The organism is Lacibacter sp., from assembly GCF_057361365.1.
In genome coordinates this window covers 282,735-302,575 of the sequence record NZ_JBMQSG010000005.1, presented here as the reverse complement: position 1 = coordinate 302,575, position 19,841 = coordinate 282,735, and the positions used below count along the sequence as shown (strand labels likewise).

Genomic DNA, 19,841 nt, shown 5'->3' with positions numbered 1-19,841 from the left:
GCAAAAATGAATTAGAGTGAACTCTGGTGATGAGGTTTTGTATCAGCATGCCCAAGACTTTTACCCGGACTTACAATATCTCTCACCACCTGCTTCAATTCTTTGATCTCAGGAAAACCGCCATAAGTTTTACGGTTGAAAATTTCTTTTCCATCAATGGAGATATGAAAATCGCCGCTTACTTCACTTGGTTGCAGTGTAACGCCCTTCAATTCATTTTCAAAAGTCGTGAGTAATTCCTGTGCGATATAAGCAGAACGCAAGAGCCAATGACATTTCGGACAGTATTCAATGACAATAACAGGTTTCATTTAGTATAGTTGATTGTTAAGGATAAAAGAGCATTATAAAATTACTGTTATTTTATTCGGGTAAAAATTATTCTTTGCAGTAAAACCAAAGCTGGTAGTCGTTTGCAAATACTGTAATTTTAGGCATGCTTTCGATCAGTCGTTTATATGTGTATCCCGTTAAATCGCTTGGTGGACTTGAGCTCAGCTCGGCCACTTTAACCGACCGTGGGTTTGAGTACGACAGGCGATGGATGTTGGTGGGAGAAGACAACCGGTTTCTAACACAACGAGAATTTCCACGCATGGCTTTGTTGCGTACAGCTATTGATGCAAATGAATTGATCGTGTCTGAAAAAGGAAACAACACAGACAGGATTCATCTCAATTTAAATCCAACAGGCAGCGGCCTGGTAACTGTGCAGATTTGGGATGATGTGTGTGAAGCAATTGAAATGAGCAAAGAGATCAATGATTGGTTTTCGCACAAACTGACGATGCCCTGTAAGCTGGTGTATATGCCTGATGAAAGCAAACGCAAAGTTGATGATGATTATATCATGAACAACGATATCACTGGTTTCTCTGATGCCTTTCCGGTGTTAATGATTGGCCAGGCTTCATTAGATGATCTCAACAGCCGTTTGGAGATACCTGTGCCAATGAATCGTTTTCGTCCGAACATTGTTTTCACAGGGGGTGATCCTTACCAGGAAGATACCATGCGTCATTTTCAGATCAACGGGATCGACATGTTTGCAGTAAAGCCCTGCGCAAGATGCGTGGTAACAACCACCGACCAGGAAACAGGCGTAACAGCAAAAGAACCGTTGAAAACATTGGCAACCTATCGCACGGGAAATAACAAAGTATATTTTGGTCAGAATATTTTATATAAACAGCAGGGAATAATTACAGTGGGAGATGAGTTGAAAGTGGTGGAAACAAAAGAAGCATTGCAGTTGAATGCCTGATCATATCTCAATAAAAAGAATAACATGTTGATCGATCAATATAACAGGGTGCATAATTATTTACGGATATCGTTAACCGATAACTGCAATCTACGTTGCTTCTATTGCATGCCGGAAGAAGAATACGAGTTTACGAAGCAGGCAAACCTGATGCAGGCCGATGAAATTGAATCACTGGCAAAAACATTTGTACAACTCGGTGTTAATAAAATTCGCTTAACCGGTGGTGAACCGTTGGTGCGAAAAGATGCAGCGGACATTATTCTTCGCTTAGCAAAGTTGCCCGTTAAACTTACACTCACCACCAACGGTACAAGATTGCATGAGTTTGTCGATGTGCTGGAACAAGCAGGTGTGCGTTCGCTCAATGTAAGTCTTGATACGTTACAGGCTGCCACTTTTCAACATCTTACAAGAAGAGATCAGTTTCAAAAAGTGATAGATAATATTCAATTACTCATCAATCGCAACTTTCATGTAAAAGTAAATGTGGTGGTGATGAAAGGGTTGAACGATGGCGAGATCAACGATTTTATTGCATGGACAAAAGATACGCCTGTGCATGTTCGCTTTATTGAGTTTATGCCATTCAGCGGTAACCAATGGACAAGCAACCAGGTATTCACCTGGCAACAGATTTTACAGGTAGTAGAGCAACAATATTCATTTTTTCCCCTGAAGAATGAAGAACACGATACAGCGAAAGGCTACATCGTTCCAGGTCATACAGGAACTTTTTCTGTCATCAGCACCATGAGTGCTCCTTTCTGCAGCAGTTGCAACCGCATGCGTTTAACAGCAGATGGTAAAATGAAAAACTGTTTGTTTGCAGAAAAAGAAATGGATCTGCTTGCTGCATTACGCAGAGGTGAAGATGTAACTGAACTCATCAAACAAAATATTGTCTCCAAAGCAAAAGAACTGGGTGGACAATTCACCGCAGACTTTGAACACATCAACGCAGAAACCATTCATAACAGAAGTATGATTGGGATTGGAGGCTAGAAGAACGGTGGTAATTAAACTTTATCTCTTGCTTCAACATTCGTATTTACCAACGAATTCTGTCAGGCTTTGGGGAATTTATTGCTCACCTTTTATTTTGAAGCATAATTGAAGCTGTTATTATTTAGCCGACCTTAGGAATTCTTCTTACAGTTTATTGGCACAATCTTTAAAATAGTTAAGGTGCTGGTTTATTTCCATCAGTAAAAAAATCATTATGGGTTGGATGTATATTATCGGTGGTGTTTATCTCCTTATACTGCTGGCTGTTTGCCTTCGTATTATTTATGAAACACGGAGTGCTACCAAAACAATGGCCTACCTGCTTTTAGCAGTTTTTCTCCCCGTAGCTGGCATTATCTTCTATTTGTTGTTTGGTGTTAACTTTTGGAAAACAAAAGCGTACAGCAGTAAATCGAAAGAGGATGAAAAGTTGTTGAAACATTTGAAGAAGGAGATGAAAATATATGATAGTGAAACAGTTCTTCCCGCAGAATTGCCGGATGAAAGCAGGGAACTTGCAATGATGCTGCAAAAGGAACTTCGCAGCCCACTCACCAGAAGAAACAAATTGAAACTGTTGATAAACGGCGAAGAGAAATTTCCTGAAGTGCTGGAAGCGATCCGTAATGCGAAACACCATATTCATATTCAGTATTACATTTTCGCACAGGATAATATTGGTGAACAAATTGAAGAGCTGCTGATAAAAAAAGCAACTGAAGGTGTACGGGTACGTTTTATCTATGATGATTTTGGAAGCCCGAATATTAAAAAGAGGATTGAAGAAAGAATGCGAAAAGCAGGCATTGAGATTTATCCTTTTCAAAAAGTAATGTTTTACCTGTTAGCAAACCGGTTAAATTACAGAAATCATCGAAAGACGTTGATCATAGACGGGCAAACTGCTTTTACGGGTGGAATAAATGTGTGTGATAAATATATCAATAACGGACAACAGAAATTATTCTGGCGTGATACTCATCTTCGGATCGATGGGCCGGGTGTTTTTTATTTACAATATCTTTTTTTAACGGACTGGAAATTTTGTTGTAATAAGGATGTAGCACTTGACGAATTTCAATTCCAGGCCCCGGCAACACACAAGGAAGACAGCTTTCTGCAGGTTGCAGCCAGTGGTCCTGAGTCAAAACAACCTTCTGTATTGTTTTCGTTATTGCAAGCCATCTTCCTGGCGAAAAAGGAAATTCTTATTACCACTCCCTATTTTATTCCCGGCGATAGCATTTTGGAAGCATTAAAGATTGCAGCCTTAAGCGGGCTTTCCGTTAAATTATTAGTACCGGGTGTATGTGATTCTAAACTGGTTAATGCAGCGTCAAAATCTTATTATGAAGATTTGCTTTGCGCCGGTGTTGAAGTGTATGTATACCAAAAAGGATTTGTACATGCCAAAACATTGGTTGCGGATGGTCACCTTTCTATTATCGGAACAGCAAATATGGATTACAGAAGTTTTGAATTAAATTTTGAAGCAAATGTGTTGATATACGATCGGCCATTTGCACAAGAGTTAAGATCTGTTTTTTACAAAGACCTTGAAGAAGCGGAGCAAATTGACAAAGATGAATGGTGCAAGCGGCCGGCTCATGTACAATTGCCTGAAAGACTAGCCAGATTGTTTTCACATGTTTTGTAATCTTACATCCTCAAATTCTGTGCTCTTAATTCAGCGTCCTGTATTCATTTGGCGATACGCCTGTTTTTTGTTTGAACAATCGTGTAAAATGCTGCGGATATTTAAATCCTAATTCATACGCTATTTCACTGACTGTTTTACTGTGATCAAATATTTTTTCTTTGGCGATATCGATCATCTTCGATTGAATATATTCCTGCGCTGTTTTACCTGTTTCTTTTTTGATGAGGTCGCCAAAATAATTGGCCGACAAATTCAATTCACCTGCACAATAGGCAACAGACGGCAAGCCGATAGTTTGTGGTTTATCCGACTGGAAATATTCATTCACTAAATTTTCAAATTTCTCCAGGATGCCTTTATGCGGATTGTCCCTTGTAATAAATTGACGATCATAAAAACGGAGACAATAATCTAAAAACAATTCAATATTCGATACAATCAATCGCTTACTGTGTTTATCGATACTTTGCTCCAGTTCGTATTCAATTTTTGAAAAGCAATCGAGAATGATTTTTCGTTCACGTTCAGATAAATGCAATGCTTCGTTCGATTGGTAGCCAAAAAAACTATAATCCTGGATATGCCTTCCTAACGATGTGCCGTGTATCAGATCGGGATGAAAGATCAGTCCATAACCTTTGGGTTGATATGTTTCGCCGTTGCTCTTTGCGCCTGCGATCTGTCCCGGTGCAATAAAAACCAATGTGCCTTCCTGATAATCGTACGTATGCCGGCCATATACCAAATCGCCGCATACCACATCTTTTAAAATGATTGTATAAAAACCGAAATACATCAGGGAACCTTGCCGTGGGGCCGCTTTTGAAAAATCAACCACACTCACCAGCGGATGTCTGGTTTCGTTATTGTTGAAAACATTATAATCGTTGATGGTTTCAAATCTTCGCATCTCATTCATAGCAAAACATTTTACGCTATTAAAGTTACAGCTTTCCTTATCTGTTACCCAAACACCACTTACAAAACAGTAATCTTGGTAGGTGAAACAGTAATCTGTATACCCAACAAGCGTTTTAATGGGTGACCTTTACAGCATAAGTAAAGATTGCATCACGCAAAAAATATGCGGATTAAAACTGTCATCATGAAAAAATTATTATTTGGTTGTACGCTGCTTTTATCAACCGTCTTGTTTGCACAAAACAACACAACATCTGGTCCGCTCGTACAAACTGCTTCAGGCATTGTACGTGGTGTTACAGAAGGAAAGGTCTCCAGCTTTAAAGGAATTCCATACGCAGCAGCACCGGTAGGTGAATATAGATGGCGACCGCCACAACCTGTAAAACCATGGAAGGGAGTTCGGGATGCCAGTAAATTTTGTGCAGATTGTCCGCAGGCGGCATTTCCAAGAGGTGCCGATTCAATCGCAAAAACATCAGCAGAAGATTGTCTTTTTCTCAATATATGGACACCTGCAGGAACTAAGAAAGATGCGAAACTTCCTGTGATGGTGTGGATCCATGGTGGTGCATTCGTTTTTGGAAGTGGCGCACTCAACGATTTTTCCGGATCGTCATTCACTGATAATGGAGTTATACTGGTGAGTATAAATTATCGCCTGGGCCGACTCGGCTTTTTTGCTTTTCCTGCACTTGGTGTTGAGCATCCGCAGGAGTTTAAAGGAAACTATGGTTACATGGATCAGATCGCTGCACTTAAATGGGTACAAACGAATATTGCTTCATTCGGTGGCAACCCGGGTAATGTGACCATTTTCGGTGAATCTGCAGGTGGCGTATCAGTTCATTCACTCCTCACAATTCCATCTGCAAAAGGTCTCTTTCATAAAGCGATTATTGAATCAGGTGGTGGCAGAGATGGTGTTTTGACCGGCAGACCAATACAGAAAGAGAATGCAGATACTTATTATCCCGTATCGGCAGAAACCATCGGCGTAAACTTTGCAAAAAGATATGGAATAGAGGGGACCGATGCGATTTCATTAGCTAAACTTCGGGGTTTAACCGTTGCACAAATTGTTGATGGAGGACAGGAAAGCAATGGCCCCGGTGGACCAGCTACTTATTCCGGACCTATACTCGATGGTAAGTTGGTTGTTGAAACGGCAGAGAGCGCTTATAAAGCAGGCAGACAGCCAAAAGTGCCGATTATCATTGGATCGAACAATGCAGAAGTGCCGGCAGGTTTTGTGAATGCACGCACAAAAGATGAACTATTAAATTTATTCGGCAGCATGAAAGCAGAAGCAAGTAAAGTGTATGATCCTGATGGTACTACCGAATTTGCAAAGATACTCACGTTTGTGAACACAGATAAAGTGTGGGCAGAACCGGCCAGGTTTACTGCTACTGCTTTTACTGCCAAAAAAACACCAGCCTTTGTTTATCTTTTTTCATACGTATCACCTTCCATGCAACAGATGATGCGTTATGGTGCAGCGCATGCATCTGAAATTCCTTATGTGTTCAATAACCTGAGAAGTAGAAACGGCGCAACTATTCCTGCTAAAGATTATGAAGTGGCAAAAATGATGAACAGCTATTGGACCAATTTCGCAAAAACAGGCAATCCCAATGGAAAAGGATTGCAGCAATGGCCTGTATATAATGCTGAAAAAAATGAGATACTCGAATTTCGATCTGATGGCTCAGCCGTAGGCGCAAAAGATCCCAATAAGGCTAGGCTTGATGTAATTGAAAAAGCAGTTACATCAGGTAATTTAAAATAATTGATTGTTGCAGAAGGCAATTGCTGGTATCAGGAATCTTGGTAGATAAATCAGTAACCTGTATACCATAAAAGTGTAGAAATAGTAAAACCTTTGCAGGACATAAAATAAAGAATTATGCAAATGCTGAGATTGAATAACGGAGTTGAAATGCCCGTTTTAGGATTTGGTGTTTTCCAGGTAACAGACCTGGCAGAATGTGAACGAAGTGTGGTGGATGCTATTGAAACCGGTTATCGTTTAATTGATACGGCTGCATCTTATAGAAATGAAGAAGCAGTTGGCAAAGCAATCAAACTAAGCGGCGTAGCAAGGGAAGAGTTGTTTATTACCACAAAAGTATGGATACAATCAAACGGATATGAAGGAACAAAAAAGTCATTTGAACGTTCGTTGAAACAATTGCAAACTGATTACCTCGATTTATACCTCATGCATCAACCAATGGGTGATGTGTATGGAACATGGAGAGCAATGCAGGACTTGTACAAGCAAGGAAAAGTGCGGGCAATTGGAGTTAGTAATTTTCATCCCGACAGACTGATTGATCTGATTGTTCACAACGAAATTGTTCCCGCTGTCAATCAGATTGAAACGCATCCTTTTCATCAGCAAATTGAAACACAAGTATTCCTGCAGGAAAATAATGTACAGATCGAATCATGGGGACCTTTTGCTGAAGGCAAGAATAATATTTTTCAGAATGAACTGCTTGCTTCTATCGGCAGCAAATACAATAAAACCATTGCACAGGTAATTCTTCGCTGGCTCACGCAAAGAGGAGTAGTGGCTATTCCGAAATCGGTTCGTAAAGAAAGAATGGAAGAGAATTTCAACATCTTTGATTTTGATCTGAGTTTCGATGATATGGAAGCAATCAAATCGTTGGATACAAAAACAAGCAGCTTCTTCGACCACCGTGACCCTGCGATGGTAAAGTTTTTAGGTACACGTACAATTGAAGAATAATCACTATAAAATTAAATCATATGCAAAAGAGAATATTAGGAAATAGCGGATTGGAAGTTTCTGCATTGGGTTTGGGTTGCATGGGCATCAGCTTTGGTTATGGTAACGTGATGGATAAACAGGAAGCAATTAAACTGATACGTGCCGCTTACGAAAAAGGAGTTACGTTTTTCGATACGGCTGAAATTTATGGCCCCTTCACGAATGAAGAATTGGTGGGTGAGGCGTTAGAACCATTCCGGAAAGACGTTGTAATTGCAACAAAGTTTGGATTCAAGACAGGAACAACGCCAGGTGTGGATAGCCGTCCTGAAAATATAAGGGCTGTAGCAGAAGCATCATTGAAACGGTTAAGAACAGATGTGATTGATTTGTTTTATCAGCATCGGGTTGATCCGTCAGTTCCTATTGAAGATGTGGCAGGTACGATGAAGGAATTAATAAAAGAAGGGAAGGTGAAACATTTTGGATTGTCTGAAGCAGGTGTGCATACAATTCGTAAAGCACATGCAGTACAACCGGTAACTGCATTGCAAAGTGAATATTCATTATGGTGGCGTGAACCTGAAGAGGAAATATTGCCAACATTGGAAGAATTAGGTATTGGCTTTGTTCCTTTCAGTCCCTTAGGTAAAGGATTTCTTACAGGTAAGATTGATGAGAATACAACATTTGGTGCAACTGATTTCAGAAACACAGTACCCCGTTTTTCAGAAGAGAACAGAAAGGCGAACTACGCTTTGATCGATCTGCTTGGCAACATTGCGAAGAATATGAATGCAACTCCTGCACAAATTGCTTTAGCATGGTTGTTGGTACAAAAGCCATGGATCGTTCCTATTCCAGGTACAACAAAATTGCATCGCCTGGAAGAAAATATTGCATCAACTGATGTTGTACTCAGTGAGGAAAATTTGAGCGAAATAAGTAATGCGCTTTCAAGAATCACAGTTCAGGGTAACCGTTATGGTGAACAGTCGCAAAAGCTCATCAACCGATAAATGATGTTATGAGCATTCACTTTCATGTGATCGATATTTAAGGGACTAAGTATTCAAATGAAAGAAAGAAGAACATATTTTGTATTGATTTTAGCAACCTGTTTGCTTTTGTGCGGTTGTACAACAGCGCAAACTCCATCGACTGAACTTGACAAGGTGCTGAAAAATAAAAACGTGTTGATCGTTTACTTATCAAGAACAAAAAACACAAAAGCAGTAGCAGAGATCATACACAAACATACAGGTGGCACATTGGTTGAATTGGTGTTAGAAAATCCTTATCCGGAGAATTACAAAGCAATTGTAGAACAGGTGGCAAATGAAAATGCGACCGGATTTCTGCCACCACTGAAAACTAAGATCGACAGTATCCATAAATACAATGTAGTATTTATTGGATTTCCCACTTGGGGAATGCAGTTACCGCCACCCATGAAAAGTTTTTTGACTCAGTATGATCTAAGCGGAAAAACAGTTATCCCGTTTAATACAAATACTGGATATGGTGTGGGAAGTAGTTTTGAAACTGTAAAAAAATTATGCAGGAACAGCAAAGTCTTGGAAGGGTTCTCTACAAAAGGTGGAATTGAAAGAGACGGTGTTTTGTTTGTAATGGAAGGTGACAAGGAAAAGCAGGTAGAGGCTGAATTAACGAGGTGGTTAGAAAAAACGCTGAAAGCGTTGTAAGTATCAATTTGTAAATATTTAAATACAACAATATGAAATTAACGATGCTCGTTTTATGTTTTTTGTTTGCAACTATGCAATACTGTACTGCGCAACAAACAAAACCAATTCCTTCAGCTGCAGAGCAACAGCTGATTGATCTTTCCAAACAAAAATGGCAATGGATGTCAGATAAGAATGCAGATTCGTTATCGATTCTCTTTCATGAAAAATCCATGTTTGTACACATGGGCGGAACCTGGGGAAAGCAACAGGAAATTAATGTGATTAAAAGCGGCGGCATCTGGTACAAGCAAGCGGAAGTATACTCCGTGTCTGTAAACATCATCGGCAATACAGCAATCCTGTTAAACGATATCGACTTAGTAGCGGTTGTTGGAGGAAACGAAGTAATCAATCCTTTTATGGTAACGGAAGTATATATCAAAGAAAATGGAAAATGGACGATGGGTTCGCTTACATTTTCAAAGTTGATGCGACCTGTTAAAATGACGGGCACTAACAAATAACCGACAGATTTAAATCAATATTTTAAAACTGTCAACTGTAGAAAATATATTATTGAATCAATAAAAAATAGCTGTATGAAAGGATCAATTGCGTTAATCTGTTTTTTACTCATCACGTTTACGATGGGTTGTTCATCTCAAAAAAACAGTTCTTCTGCTGCGGGTAATGCAAACTCTCAGCAGGAAATACTCAATCTGTCAAAAGAGAAATGGCAGTGGATGGCAGATAAGAATGTAGATAAGCTGACTTCACTTTTTCATGATCAATCGAAATTTGTGCACATGAGTGGCACATGGAAAAAAGCCGAGGAACTGGAGATCATTAAAACAGGAAGCATCTGGTATAAAAAAGCTGATGTGCATGATGTTGCAGTTGAAATGGTAGATGATGTTGCCATAGTCTGGAGTCGTATTACACTCACGGCAGTTGTTCGTGGTGCAGATGCCGTAACTGAATTTACAGTTACCGAAGTTTATAAAAAACAAAGTGCAAGCTGGAAACTATTAGCGTTAACGTTTAGCAGTGTAAGAGACACTCATCAAATTAAGCATTAGAAGTAATTGATCACAAAAGAAACTTGTATGCGCACAATTAACTCTTTCATAGTTCTGGTATTGTTTGCCTCATCTATTATAAAGGTGAGTGCTAAACCATTGGTGCATACAAATGAACACCTGGATAAGAAGCAGCAGAGCATTGTTATCATTTCATCTCTTACCGCAAAAGGAAACCTGGTACAATTACAGAAAGCTTTGCACGATGGATTAGACGCTGGTTTAACTGTAAATCAAATCAAAGAAGTTATTGTTCATCTATATGCATACTGTGGATTCCCACGCAGCATAAGAGGTTTGCAGACTTTTATGGAAGTGCTTAAAGAACGAAAAACAAAAGGTATTACTGATAAAACAGGAAACAATGCTTCACCCATCGCTAATGACAGCAGCAAATACGAACGTGGCAAAAAGATTTTAGGAGAACTTACGAACACAAAACAACCTGATTCACTTAGCGGTTATTCTGCCTTTGCGCCGGTAATTGATACTTTTCTGAAAGAGCATTTGTTTGCAGATATTTTCGAACGGGATGTTTTAACCTATGCTCAACGGGAGCTGGTAACCATTTCGGTACTCAGTGCCATTGGAAATGCAGAACCCATGTTGAAATCGCATTTATCCATTTCTCTCAATGTGGGGCTATCTCCTCAACATTTACATGAATTCGTCAACATCATTTCAGTAACCATCGGTAAAAAAGAAGGGGATACTGCAGGAAAAGTGTTGGAGGAAGTGTTGAAAAAGTAATGGTGGAGTTTTAAATTTTTTAGCAATGAAAAAAATCGCATCTATATTTTTAGTAACAATGTCAATGGTAGCTACAATTAAAATCAAAGCACAGACTACTCAGCAAGTGAAACAGCAAAATCCTTTTACACTTGTGTACGATGCTGCGATTACAAAAAATGAAAAAGGAAAAGTAAATATTCATCCTGTTACCTATAAACTGAACGGGATCGATATTGCTGCAAATATTTATACGCCTGCCAATTACGATTCGTTAAAAAAATACCCGGCAATAGTGGTAGCACATCCTAATGGCGGTATAAAAGAACAGACGGCGGGATTATATGGTCAACGTTTGGCAGAAGCAGGTTATATAACGATTGTTGCGGATGCTGCATGCCAGGGAGCAAGCGGCGGTACTCCCCGTCATACAGATAAACCATCAAGTCGTATTGAAGATATTCATGGCATGGCTGATTTTATTTCGCAATACGCAGGCGTTGATGCAAACCGTTTAGGTGTTCTTGGTATTTGTGGAGGTGGTGGTTACACGTTAAAAGCAGCTCAATCAGATAAACGGTTTAAAGCAGTAGCAACACTCAGCATGTTCAATTCAGGCGAAGTAAGACGTAATGGTTTTCAGAATTCACAGATAGGTACTATCCAGGAGCGTTTACAGAAAGCATCTGACGCACGTGCGCAGGAAGCTGCAGGTGGTGAAATAATGTATGCTGGTGTGGCAAGTGTTACCGATGAAGAGATTGCGAAGACCTCAACTGATCTGTATCGTGAAGGGTTTGTGTATTATTACAGAACGCATGCCCATACAAACTCTACTTTTTTATACACGATGAGTAGCCTGCTTGATTTGATGACCTGGGATGCCATTACGAATATGGAATTAATTGATCAACCCTTATTAATGATAGCCGGCAGCAAAGCTGATACAAAATATATGACTGATGAAGCATTTAAAAAAGCAACCAATGCAAAAAGCAAAGAATTGTTTTTAATTGATGGAGCAACTCATATACAAACCTATTGGAAGCCGGAGTATGTATCACAAGCCGTAAATAAATTGCTGAGTTTTTATCAATCCAATCTTTAATGCCTGCAACATGAAACTTAATCTTAGTTATATACTGCCGCTATTATTATTCGCTTTCGCAGCATGTAAGAACAAAGAGGAAATGAATCACTCAAAGAACGAAAACACACTTGTTTTTCCGAAAGGGGAAAAAATTACGAATGATAATTTTACAGGCAATGCCTATTTACAAATGCTTGTTGCTGCCGACAGTCTTAATGCCATAGCAGTGGGTAATGTTACTTTCGAACCGGGTGCCAGGAGCAAATGGCATTTACATCCGGCCGGACAAATATTATTGGTAACTGATGGCGTAGGTTATTACCAGGAAAAAGGTCAACCTAAAAAAATACTTCGCAAAGGAGATGCGGTAAAATGCCCGCCAGATGTACCACATTGGCACGGAGCAAGTGCCGACAGTGCTTTTGTTCAACTTGCCATCACCGGGAGAGAAAAAGGTGAAACAGTTTGGCTGCAGGCCGTAACAAACGAAGAGTATCACAGTAATAACAGGTAAGAAAACCTTCAATCAATTTCCGTTAATCTTCCTAAATCAGTCATTCATGTAATTGAAATGGTTTTATGCTTTCATGTTTTGAAGAATAACTAATTTCCCTGAAAGTATTCTATTTATGAAAGATGCGCCATCGGAAATTGATGTGCAATTTATTGAGTCGGATGAACCACCTACCGGTTTAGGAGAACCGGGATTGCCGCCTGTGGCACCAGCGCTTGCCCATGCAATCTTTGCAGCAACGGGGAAACGATTACGCAAGTTGCCATTTGCTGAACAGTTAGGTTAAATGAACTTCAACTCATGCTTAATCAGTAATAATGGTAGGCAAATCAGTAATCTGTATACTAATCAAACAGAAAAAATAAAGAATTTAGTGCGTGTGTGTTATTGGATCATTTCAGCCTTTGTTTTACAGTTCGGCTGAATTCCCTGATTACACATTCAACAAATCAATTTTCAACAACGAACATAGAACAGGTTGCATGTTGTAATTGAACAGCCTATTGCTTTAAAAAGTAGTTAACTTTCATAAACGTATTTCGCTATGCCAGTAATTAGTTTGAACATAAAGCATAAAACTTTTTCGATTGGTGTGGATATTGCGGTATTCAGGCTATCATGCAGCACTTGCAGCTAAGAGAGGCAATTAAAACCACAGCTAAACAAAAAAAGATACGACGACGCAATTATAAATTTTAAAGTCATCAACAATGGGAAAGTTCAAAACCGATTATAACAGAAGAACATTTTTAAAATCATCCTTTCTTGCAGGTGGTGGATTGATGATAAGCTTTAGCGGATTGGCAGAATTCAGCCTCGATGATAAAATAAATCCCGCCGACTTGCCTGAACAATGGAATGAAATAACCGGCTATATCAAAATTACCCCCGATAATATCATAAAAATTCTGAATCCTAATCCGGAGTTTGGTCAGAATGTGATGACCTCTCTACCCATGATCGTAGCTGAAGAGCTGGATGTAAACTGGGAAAAGGTTGTGATAGAAATGGGGTATCATGACAATGTAAAACTGGGTCCACAGTTTACAGGTGGAAGTAATTCTGTGCGCATGTATTGGAAGCCATTGCGTGAAGCAGGTGCAGCTGCACGCCAGATGTTGATAACCGCTGCTGCAGAAACATGGTCTGTTCCTGCTGAAGAAATAACAACGAAAGCAGGAATGCTGTATCATGAAAAAACGGGCAAGTCGGGAACCTATGGCGAATTTGCATCAAAAGCATCGGGTATTCCAATACCCAAAGGAATGAAGCTAAAAGATCCAAAGGATTTCAAGATCGTTCGTAACTCAAAGAAAAATGTGGAGGGTGCAAAAATTGTAACCGGCAAACCTCTTTTTGGAATAGATTATAAAGTGGATGGCATGTTGATCGCAATGATTGAACATCCACCGGCTTTCGGGATGAAACTAAAATCGTTTGATGCAGCTCAATCGTTGAAAATGCCTGGCATCAAAGATGTGTTTAGTATGAAATTGTATGCAGATGATTTTGAGCAAGGTGGTTTCGATACCCGATCATTCAATGATCTGTTAGTGGTTGTTGGTAATACAACATGGGAAGTGATGAATGCCCGCAAGAAATTAATTGTTCAATGGGAACCGGCAGGTGATACGAAGAATACGATGGCAGGTAGGGGTGGGAAAAGAGAAGTTGTTGTTCCGGGCGAACTTGAAACTACGAGTAAGCAGTTCGAAAAAATGAAAGAATATGCAAAGAAGCCTGCTCAACTATTAAGAAAAGACGGAGATCCAGAAACAGCTTTTAAAAATGCAGCTCAAGTTATAGAACGCACCTACAACGCACCGTTCTTAGCACATAACTGTATGGAGCCAATGAATTTTTTCGCTCATGTTACTGATGAAAAAGCTTTAGTGGCCGGACCTTTGCAAGCACCCGGTTGGAGTGAACCTACTCTTGCAAAATTGTTGAACCTGCCAGCCGACAAGATCGAGATACAGATGACACGTATGGGTGGAGGCTTTGGTCTCAGGGCATATGGACATTATATCTATGAAGCAGCGCTTATCTCTAAAAAAGTAAAAGCTCCTGTAAAACTTGTTTACAGCAGGGAAGATGATATGACGTACGGCATCTATCGCCCCATGTACACAGCTACTTACCGTGCTGCGTTGGATGCAAATAAAAACCTGATTGCATTTCATATAAAAGGTGGTGGTATTCCCGAACATGCAATTCATGCAAACCGATTTCCTGCAGGTGCAGTTGATAACTATTTAGCAGAGAGTTGGGAGATACCTTCCAATATCACCATTGGTGCCTTTCGTGCACCACGATCAAACTTTAATGCGGCTGCAGAACAATCTTTCCTTGATGAAATAGCAGAAGCAATGGGCAAAGATCCAATTGATCTCCGGTTAGAAATGTTGAAGCGTGCAAAAGAGAATCCTGTTGGTAAAAACAATGAGTACGATGCCGATCGATATGCAAGTGTTTTAAAATTAGTAAAAGAAAAATCAGGATGGGGTAAGCCGGAAAATAAAAAGTACAGTCGTGGTGTTGCTGCTTATTTCTGTCACGCTTCTTACGTTGCACATGTGGTGGATATCGTAAAGAGAGATGGACAACCTTATGTTGAACGGGTGTTCAGTGCAGTGGATTGTGGAATAGTTGTAAATCCGGATGCAGCAATCAATATGATCCAGGGTGCTGTTGTTGATGGAATTGGAAATGCTCTTTACGGAGGGTTAACGCATAAAGATGGTGTTACGGAACAAAATAATTTCCATCGGTATAGAATTATACGAATGCATGAAGTGCCAAAAAAGATCGACGTTCATTTTGTACAGAATGATATTGATCCAACCGGATTAGGCGAACCACCTTTTCCTCCTGTATTTGGAGCAGTAGCAAATGCATTGTATAAAAGCACAGGTAACCGGTTTTATGATCAGCCCTATATTTCGCAATTGAACAAAAACAGCAAGGCTTAATTAAAACTATTCATCATTATTTATCTTACAAGTATGATCACATTAACTATTAATAAGAAAAACTACAATGTAGATGTAGATCCTGAAACACCTTTGCTATGGGTGCTTAGAGATACCATTGGTCTTGTGGGAACGAAGTATGGTTGTGGTGTTGCACAATGTGGTGCATGTGTTGTTCATTTGAATGGTGAAGCAGTTCGTTCATGTGTTACAAAAGTGAGCCGGGCAGTTGGACAAAAAGTAGTGACCATCGAAGGCTTGTCAGAGAAAAATGATCATCCTTTACAAAAAGCGTGGATTGAATTAGATGTTTCTCAATGTGGGTATTGCCAGGCTGGACAGATAATGTCGGCAGCAGTTCTTTTGAAAGAAAATAAAAATCCAACTGAAAAAGATATTGATGCGGCAATGTCTGGTAACATTTGTCGCTGCGGAACCTATCTGCGAATTCGCAGTGCCATTCAATTGGCAGCAGATATTCAACAGAAAGGGAAATAAGATCGGTTACGATTAAATTAATTTTTTATGAAGCAGCATATGGAGTTTAAAACACGCTATTTTCTTCCTGTAAAAAAGATAAGTGTTGTAGGAATTATTCTTTTAGTGATCATCGTCACTAGTTTCAGACTAAAAAATGAACCAGCAAAGAATGAGTTCTTCAAGAAGGATAGTGCAACATCTGTAAAAGCTTTTATGGATGTGTATAAAGTTTTGATGAGCCCCCGTTGTATGAACTGTCATCCCGCAGGTGATGTTCCATTACAGGGAGACGATAGTCACATACATGCGATGCTACCGCAAAGAGGTAAAGATGGCAAAGGTATTTATGCGATGAAATGTGGTAATTGTCATCAACCAACAAATCTAGAAGGATTAAACAAACCTCCGGGAAATCCAAACTGGCATTTACCTCCTGCAACCATGAAAATGGTTTTCCAGGGAAGAACAGCAAGCCAGTTAGCAAAACAAATAGTGAATCCAAAAATAAATGGAAACAAAACATTGCAGCAGTTAATTGAACATGCTGATGATAGTTTGGTAAAATGGGGATGGGACCCTGGTGAAGGACGTACTGTACCACCGCTAAGCCACGAAGAATTTAAAAAAGCATGGATCACCTGGATCAAAACAGGTGCTTATGCTCCAGGCAAAAAATAATTCCGTCTTTTAAATAAATGACAAAAGAAATTACTGATATAATAAAAGCATTTAAAACAGCAGAGCAGGCAGGCCGACAAACCGCACTTGCTACTGTTGTGTATGTGGAGGGTTCTTCTTACAGGCGGCCTGGTGCCCGTATGCTGGTGGAAGAAGATGGACGAATGACCGGTGCTATCAGCGGAGGATGTTTGGAAGGCGATGCATTACGGAAAGCATTGCTGGCTATTCATCAACAACAAAACAAACTTGTTACGTATAATACATTGGATGAAGAAGATGTTGAGTTTGGTGTGCAGTTAGGCTGCAATGGTATTGTTCATATATTATTTGAACCGATTGATCCACAGGATGCAAATAATCCAATTGCATTGCTGGAGCGTTCGCAGTTGTACAGAAGAGAAACTGTTTTGGTCACCTTGTTTTCATTGAACAACTTTCATGCTCATCAACCCGGTACTTGTTTTTTTCTTGATGCAGAAACTTCATACAGCAAATTAGATGAGGCGGGATTAAAAGCAATTGTGCATGAAGATGCATCTGCTGTATTGAATGCAGGTTCATCGTTCATCAAAGAATACAGTGCGTTTGAATTGACTGCCTTTGTTGAATTGCTGCGGCCATCCATTTCATTGATCATTGTTGGTGCAGGTAATGACGCATTTCCTTTAGTTGAAATGACGAAGGTGTTGGGTTGGCAGATAACAGTTGCAGACGGACGATCAACCCATGCGAATGCACAACGTTTCCCTAACGTACATCAACTGCTTACCGGAAAACCCGAAGAGATCATCAAACAACTTGTGATAGATGAATGGACGGTGTTTTTGTTGATGACGCACAATTACAAGTATGATTTGGCAATGATGAAACTGTTGTTGCAAATCAACTGCAGGTACATCGGTACACTCGGGCCAAAGAAAAGGTTAGAACGAATGTTTGCCGAGTTAAGCGATGAAGGCATTACTATTACAGACGAACAACGTGCAATGATCCATGGCCCTATTGGACTCGACATTGGTGCAGAAGCTGCCGAAGAAATTGCATTGTCTGTGCTGGCAGAAATAAAAGCGGTGTTTGCTGAACGCACAGGAGGGTTTTTGAAAAACCGTTCAGTTAGTATTCATGCACGCAATGAATTGGAAGTACAGAAATTAAGCAGCAATGGCAGATGAGCAAATGCATACAAATAATACAGGCGTCATTATACTCGCTGCAGGCGCATCTTCACGATTAGGTTCTCCCAAACAATTATTAAGTTTTTCAGGTGCAACATTATTGCAACACTCCATTGAAGCAGCTCAATCATCTGACGCTTCCTCCGTTATTGTTATTTTAGGTGCTAATGCAGATCTAATTAAAGCTGAAATCAATCTTACAACAGCACATGTGGTTGTAAATACTAATTGGAACGAAGGAATGGCTTCGACAATTCATTTTGGTTTACAAACGTTGGTTGAAATGCAACCGCAAACTGACGCTGTAATTTTTATGGTGGCCGATCAGCCATTTGTAACAGCAGAGTTATTAAATAATTTGATGGAATTGAACAGAAAAGAAAGGAGTAGCATTGTTGCAAGTAAATATGGAACTACTTTTGGAACGCCTGTTTTATTTACCAAACCTTTCTTTCCGGAACTGATGGAGTTAACTGGTGATGTGGGAGCAAAGAGCCTGGTTCGAACGTATATGAACGAAGCTGCTTTTGTTTCTTTTCCGAAAGGAGAGATTGATATTGATACGGTGGAAGATTATAAAAATCTTTCGAACGGATAATTCAAAGTACGCTCCGTCTGACGTCCTCGTCTGACGGAAAATTCAGCAAACAATGATTACTGTAACAGAAGCAAAACATATTATTTCGAATAACGTAACAGCCTTAAAACCTGTTGCGCTTCCGTTATTACAGGCAAGAGGGAAAGTGTTGGCTACAGATGTGTTTGCAACAGTTGATATTCCTGCGTTTCCACAATCAGCGATGGATGGCTATGCATTTGCATTTGATGATCTGCAAAAAGAATTAGTGATTGCAGGAGAGATGGCCGCAGGCAGTTCTTCATCGGTTGAAGTTGCAGAAGGAAAGGCTATCCGCATTTTCACTGGCGCACCTGTTCCCGAAGGTGCAGATACAGTTGTGATGCAGGAAAAAGTAAAAACAGAAAACGGCGTATTGATCATTGAAGATGATAAACTGCAACGCAACAGTAATGTTCGTCCGGTAGGCTCAGAAATAAAAGCAGGTGAACTCGCTTTGCCAAAAGGAAGTTTGCTTACTGCAGCTGCCATTGGTTTTTTAGCAGGCATCGGCATCACCGAAGTTGAAATAATTCCTGATCCTGTCATCAGCATCATTCTTACCGGCAACGAATTACAGGAACCGGGCAAACCATTGTCGTACGGACAAGTGTACGAATCCAATTCGTTTGGTTTAACAGCAGCATTGGAATCGCTGCATATTCCTGTTCATCGCATGTATAAAGCAGCAGATGATATAGAAGTATTAACTGCAATCCTGCAACAGGCATTGCATGAAAGTGATCTTGTATTACTTACTGGTGGCGTAAGTGTGGGTGATTATGATTTTGTATTGCAGGCTGCAGAAAGATGTGGAGTAACGAAACAGTTTCATAAAATAAAACAACGTCCCGGTAAACCATTGTTCTTTGGTACAAAAGAAAATAAACTTGTATTTGGTTTACCTGGTAACCCATCATCCGTACTTACTTGCTTTTATGAGTATGTTACAGAAGCATTAGCTCATCAAACAAAACGTCCGTTGCAATTGAAAGCAGTGCAAACCACGCTGGCAAAGGATTGCATCAAACCACCGGGACTTACACATTTTCAGAAAGCATACTACGACGGACAAACTGTGTTACCCTTAACAGCGCAGGAATCGTACAAACTAAATTCATTTGCAACAGCCAATTGTTTACTGGTGCTGGAAGGAGAGAAGGAAGAGTACAAAGCAAACGATCCTGTAACCATTCATCTTTTACCTGTTTAAGTACA

The 19,841-nt window shown here is 39.9% G+C and carries 21 protein-coding genes; 19 read left to right on the top strand and 2 right to left on the bottom strand.

What is annotated here, in order from left to right; genetic code table 11:
• Positions 1 to 11: 11 nt before the first annotated feature.
• Positions 12 to 311: an Rdx family protein gene (locus tag ACO1QW_RS03255; RefSeq protein WP_182805920.1), complete on the bottom strand. Its 300-nt coding sequence runs from the start codon at positions 309 to 311 to the stop codon at positions 12 to 14.
• A gap of 125 nt (positions 312 to 436) precedes the next feature.
• Here ACO1QW_RS03255 and ACO1QW_RS03250 point away from each other — a divergent pair, with 125 nt between their 5' ends.
• From ACO1QW_RS03250 to cls, 3 genes are all read left to right on the top strand, one after another.
• A complete protein-coding gene (locus tag ACO1QW_RS03250; RefSeq protein WP_486255637.1) occupies positions 437 to 1,264 on the top strand; it encodes an MOSC domain-containing protein in 828 nt (275 codons plus the stop codon).
• A 24-nt stretch (positions 1,265 to 1,288) separates the two neighbouring features.
• Entirely contained in the window at positions 1,289 to 2,269 is a 981-nt protein-coding gene (moaA, locus tag ACO1QW_RS03245) for a GTP 3',8-cyclase MoaA (protein WP_486255635.1), read from the top strand.
• Between the two features lie 217 nt (positions 2,270 to 2,486).
• Positions 2,487 to 3,929, top strand: coding sequence for a cardiolipin synthase (gene cls / locus ACO1QW_RS03240; RefSeq protein ID WP_486255634.1), 1,443 nt, complete (start codon positions 2,487 to 2,489; stop codon positions 3,927 to 3,929).
• Between the two features lie 25 nt (positions 3,930 to 3,954).
• Here the strand turns inward: cls and ACO1QW_RS03235 are convergent, their stop codons facing one another.
• Positions 3,955 to 4,851, bottom strand: coding sequence for a helix-turn-helix domain-containing protein (locus tag ACO1QW_RS03235; protein WP_486255632.1), 897 nt, complete (start codon positions 4,849 to 4,851; stop codon positions 3,955 to 3,957).
• Between the two features lie 186 nt (positions 4,852 to 5,037).
• Here ACO1QW_RS03235 and ACO1QW_RS03230 point away from each other — a divergent pair, with 186 nt between their 5' ends.
• From ACO1QW_RS03230 to ACO1QW_RS03155, 16 genes are all read left to right on the top strand, one after another.
• Positions 5,038 to 6,645, top strand: coding sequence for a carboxylesterase/lipase family protein (locus ACO1QW_RS03230; RefSeq protein ID WP_486255631.1), 1,608 nt, complete (start codon positions 5,038 to 5,040; stop codon positions 6,643 to 6,645).
• A 117-nt stretch (positions 6,646 to 6,762) separates the two neighbouring features.
• Positions 6,763 to 7,614, top strand: a complete 852-nt coding sequence (locus ACO1QW_RS03225) for an aldo/keto reductase (RefSeq protein ID WP_486255629.1) — start codon at positions 6,763 to 6,765, stop codon at positions 7,612 to 7,614.
• A 20-nt stretch (positions 7,615 to 7,634) separates the two neighbouring features.
• Positions 7,635 to 8,615 carry an aldo/keto reductase gene (locus ACO1QW_RS03220; RefSeq protein ID WP_486255627.1) on the top strand — a complete coding sequence of 327 codons (981 nt, stop codon included), beginning with the start codon at positions 7,635 to 7,637 and terminating at the stop codon, positions 8,613 to 8,615.
• Positions 8,616 to 8,672: 57 nt separating this feature from the next.
• Complete coding sequence (locus tag ACO1QW_RS03215; RefSeq protein ID WP_486255625.1) at positions 8,673 to 9,302, top strand: flavodoxin family protein; 630 nt, start codon at positions 8,673 to 8,675, stop codon at positions 9,300 to 9,302.
• 32 nt (positions 9,303 to 9,334) lie between these two features.
• Positions 9,335 to 9,811, top strand: a complete 477-nt coding sequence (locus ACO1QW_RS03210) for a nuclear transport factor 2 family protein (RefSeq protein WP_486255623.1) — start codon at positions 9,335 to 9,337, stop codon at positions 9,809 to 9,811.
• A 75-nt stretch (positions 9,812 to 9,886) separates the two neighbouring features.
• Positions 9,887 to 10,366, top strand: coding sequence for a nuclear transport factor 2 family protein (locus ACO1QW_RS03205; protein WP_486255621.1), 480 nt, complete (start codon positions 9,887 to 9,889; stop codon positions 10,364 to 10,366).
• A 27-nt stretch (positions 10,367 to 10,393) separates the two neighbouring features.
• Positions 10,394 to 11,116: a carboxymuconolactone decarboxylase family protein gene (locus ACO1QW_RS03200; protein WP_486255619.1), complete on the top strand. Its 723-nt coding sequence runs from the start codon at positions 10,394 to 10,396 to the stop codon at positions 11,114 to 11,116.
• A gap of 25 nt (positions 11,117 to 11,141) precedes the next feature.
• Complete coding sequence (locus ACO1QW_RS03195) at positions 11,142 to 12,203, top strand: alpha/beta hydrolase (RefSeq protein WP_486255617.1); 1,062 nt, start codon at positions 11,142 to 11,144, stop codon at positions 12,201 to 12,203.
• 10 nt (positions 12,204 to 12,213) lie between these two features.
• Positions 12,214 to 12,699 (top strand): cupin domain-containing protein, encoded by a 486-nt coding sequence (locus ACO1QW_RS03190; RefSeq protein WP_486255616.1) that lies wholly within the window; start codon positions 12,214 to 12,216, stop codon positions 12,697 to 12,699.
• A 115-nt stretch (positions 12,700 to 12,814) separates the two neighbouring features.
• Positions 12,815 to 12,985: a hypothetical protein gene (locus ACO1QW_RS03185; protein ID WP_486255614.1), complete on the top strand. Its 171-nt coding sequence runs from the start codon at positions 12,815 to 12,817 to the stop codon at positions 12,983 to 12,985.
• Positions 12,986 to 13,409: 424 nt separating this feature from the next.
• Positions 13,410 to 15,671, top strand: a complete 2,262-nt coding sequence (locus ACO1QW_RS03180) for a xanthine dehydrogenase family protein molybdopterin-binding subunit (RefSeq protein WP_486255613.1) — start codon at positions 13,410 to 13,412, stop codon at positions 15,669 to 15,671.
• A 33-nt stretch (positions 15,672 to 15,704) separates the two neighbouring features.
• Positions 15,705 to 16,169: a (2Fe-2S)-binding protein gene (locus tag ACO1QW_RS03175; RefSeq protein WP_486255611.1), complete on the top strand. Its 465-nt coding sequence runs from the start codon at positions 15,705 to 15,707 to the stop codon at positions 16,167 to 16,169.
• A 27-nt stretch (positions 16,170 to 16,196) separates the two neighbouring features.
• Positions 16,197 to 16,829, top strand: a complete 633-nt coding sequence (locus ACO1QW_RS03170; RefSeq protein WP_486255609.1) for a hypothetical protein — start codon at positions 16,197 to 16,199, stop codon at positions 16,827 to 16,829.
• Between the two features lie 17 nt (positions 16,830 to 16,846).
• Positions 16,847 to 18,004 carry an XdhC family protein gene (locus tag ACO1QW_RS03165; RefSeq protein ID WP_486255608.1) on the top strand — a complete coding sequence of 386 codons (1,158 nt, stop codon included), beginning with the start codon at positions 16,847 to 16,849 and terminating at the stop codon, positions 18,002 to 18,004.
• Positions 17,994 to 18,605, top strand: coding sequence for a nucleotidyltransferase family protein (locus ACO1QW_RS03160; protein ID WP_486255606.1), 612 nt, complete (start codon positions 17,994 to 17,996; stop codon positions 18,603 to 18,605). The genes ACO1QW_RS03165 and ACO1QW_RS03160 overlap by 11 nt, the downstream gene beginning before the upstream one ends.
• Before the next feature lie 52 nt (positions 18,606 to 18,657).
• Entirely contained in the window at positions 18,658 to 19,836 is a 1,179-nt protein-coding gene (locus tag ACO1QW_RS03155) for a molybdopterin molybdotransferase MoeA (RefSeq protein WP_486255605.1), read from the top strand.
• Positions 19,837 to 19,841 lie beyond the last annotated feature (5 nt).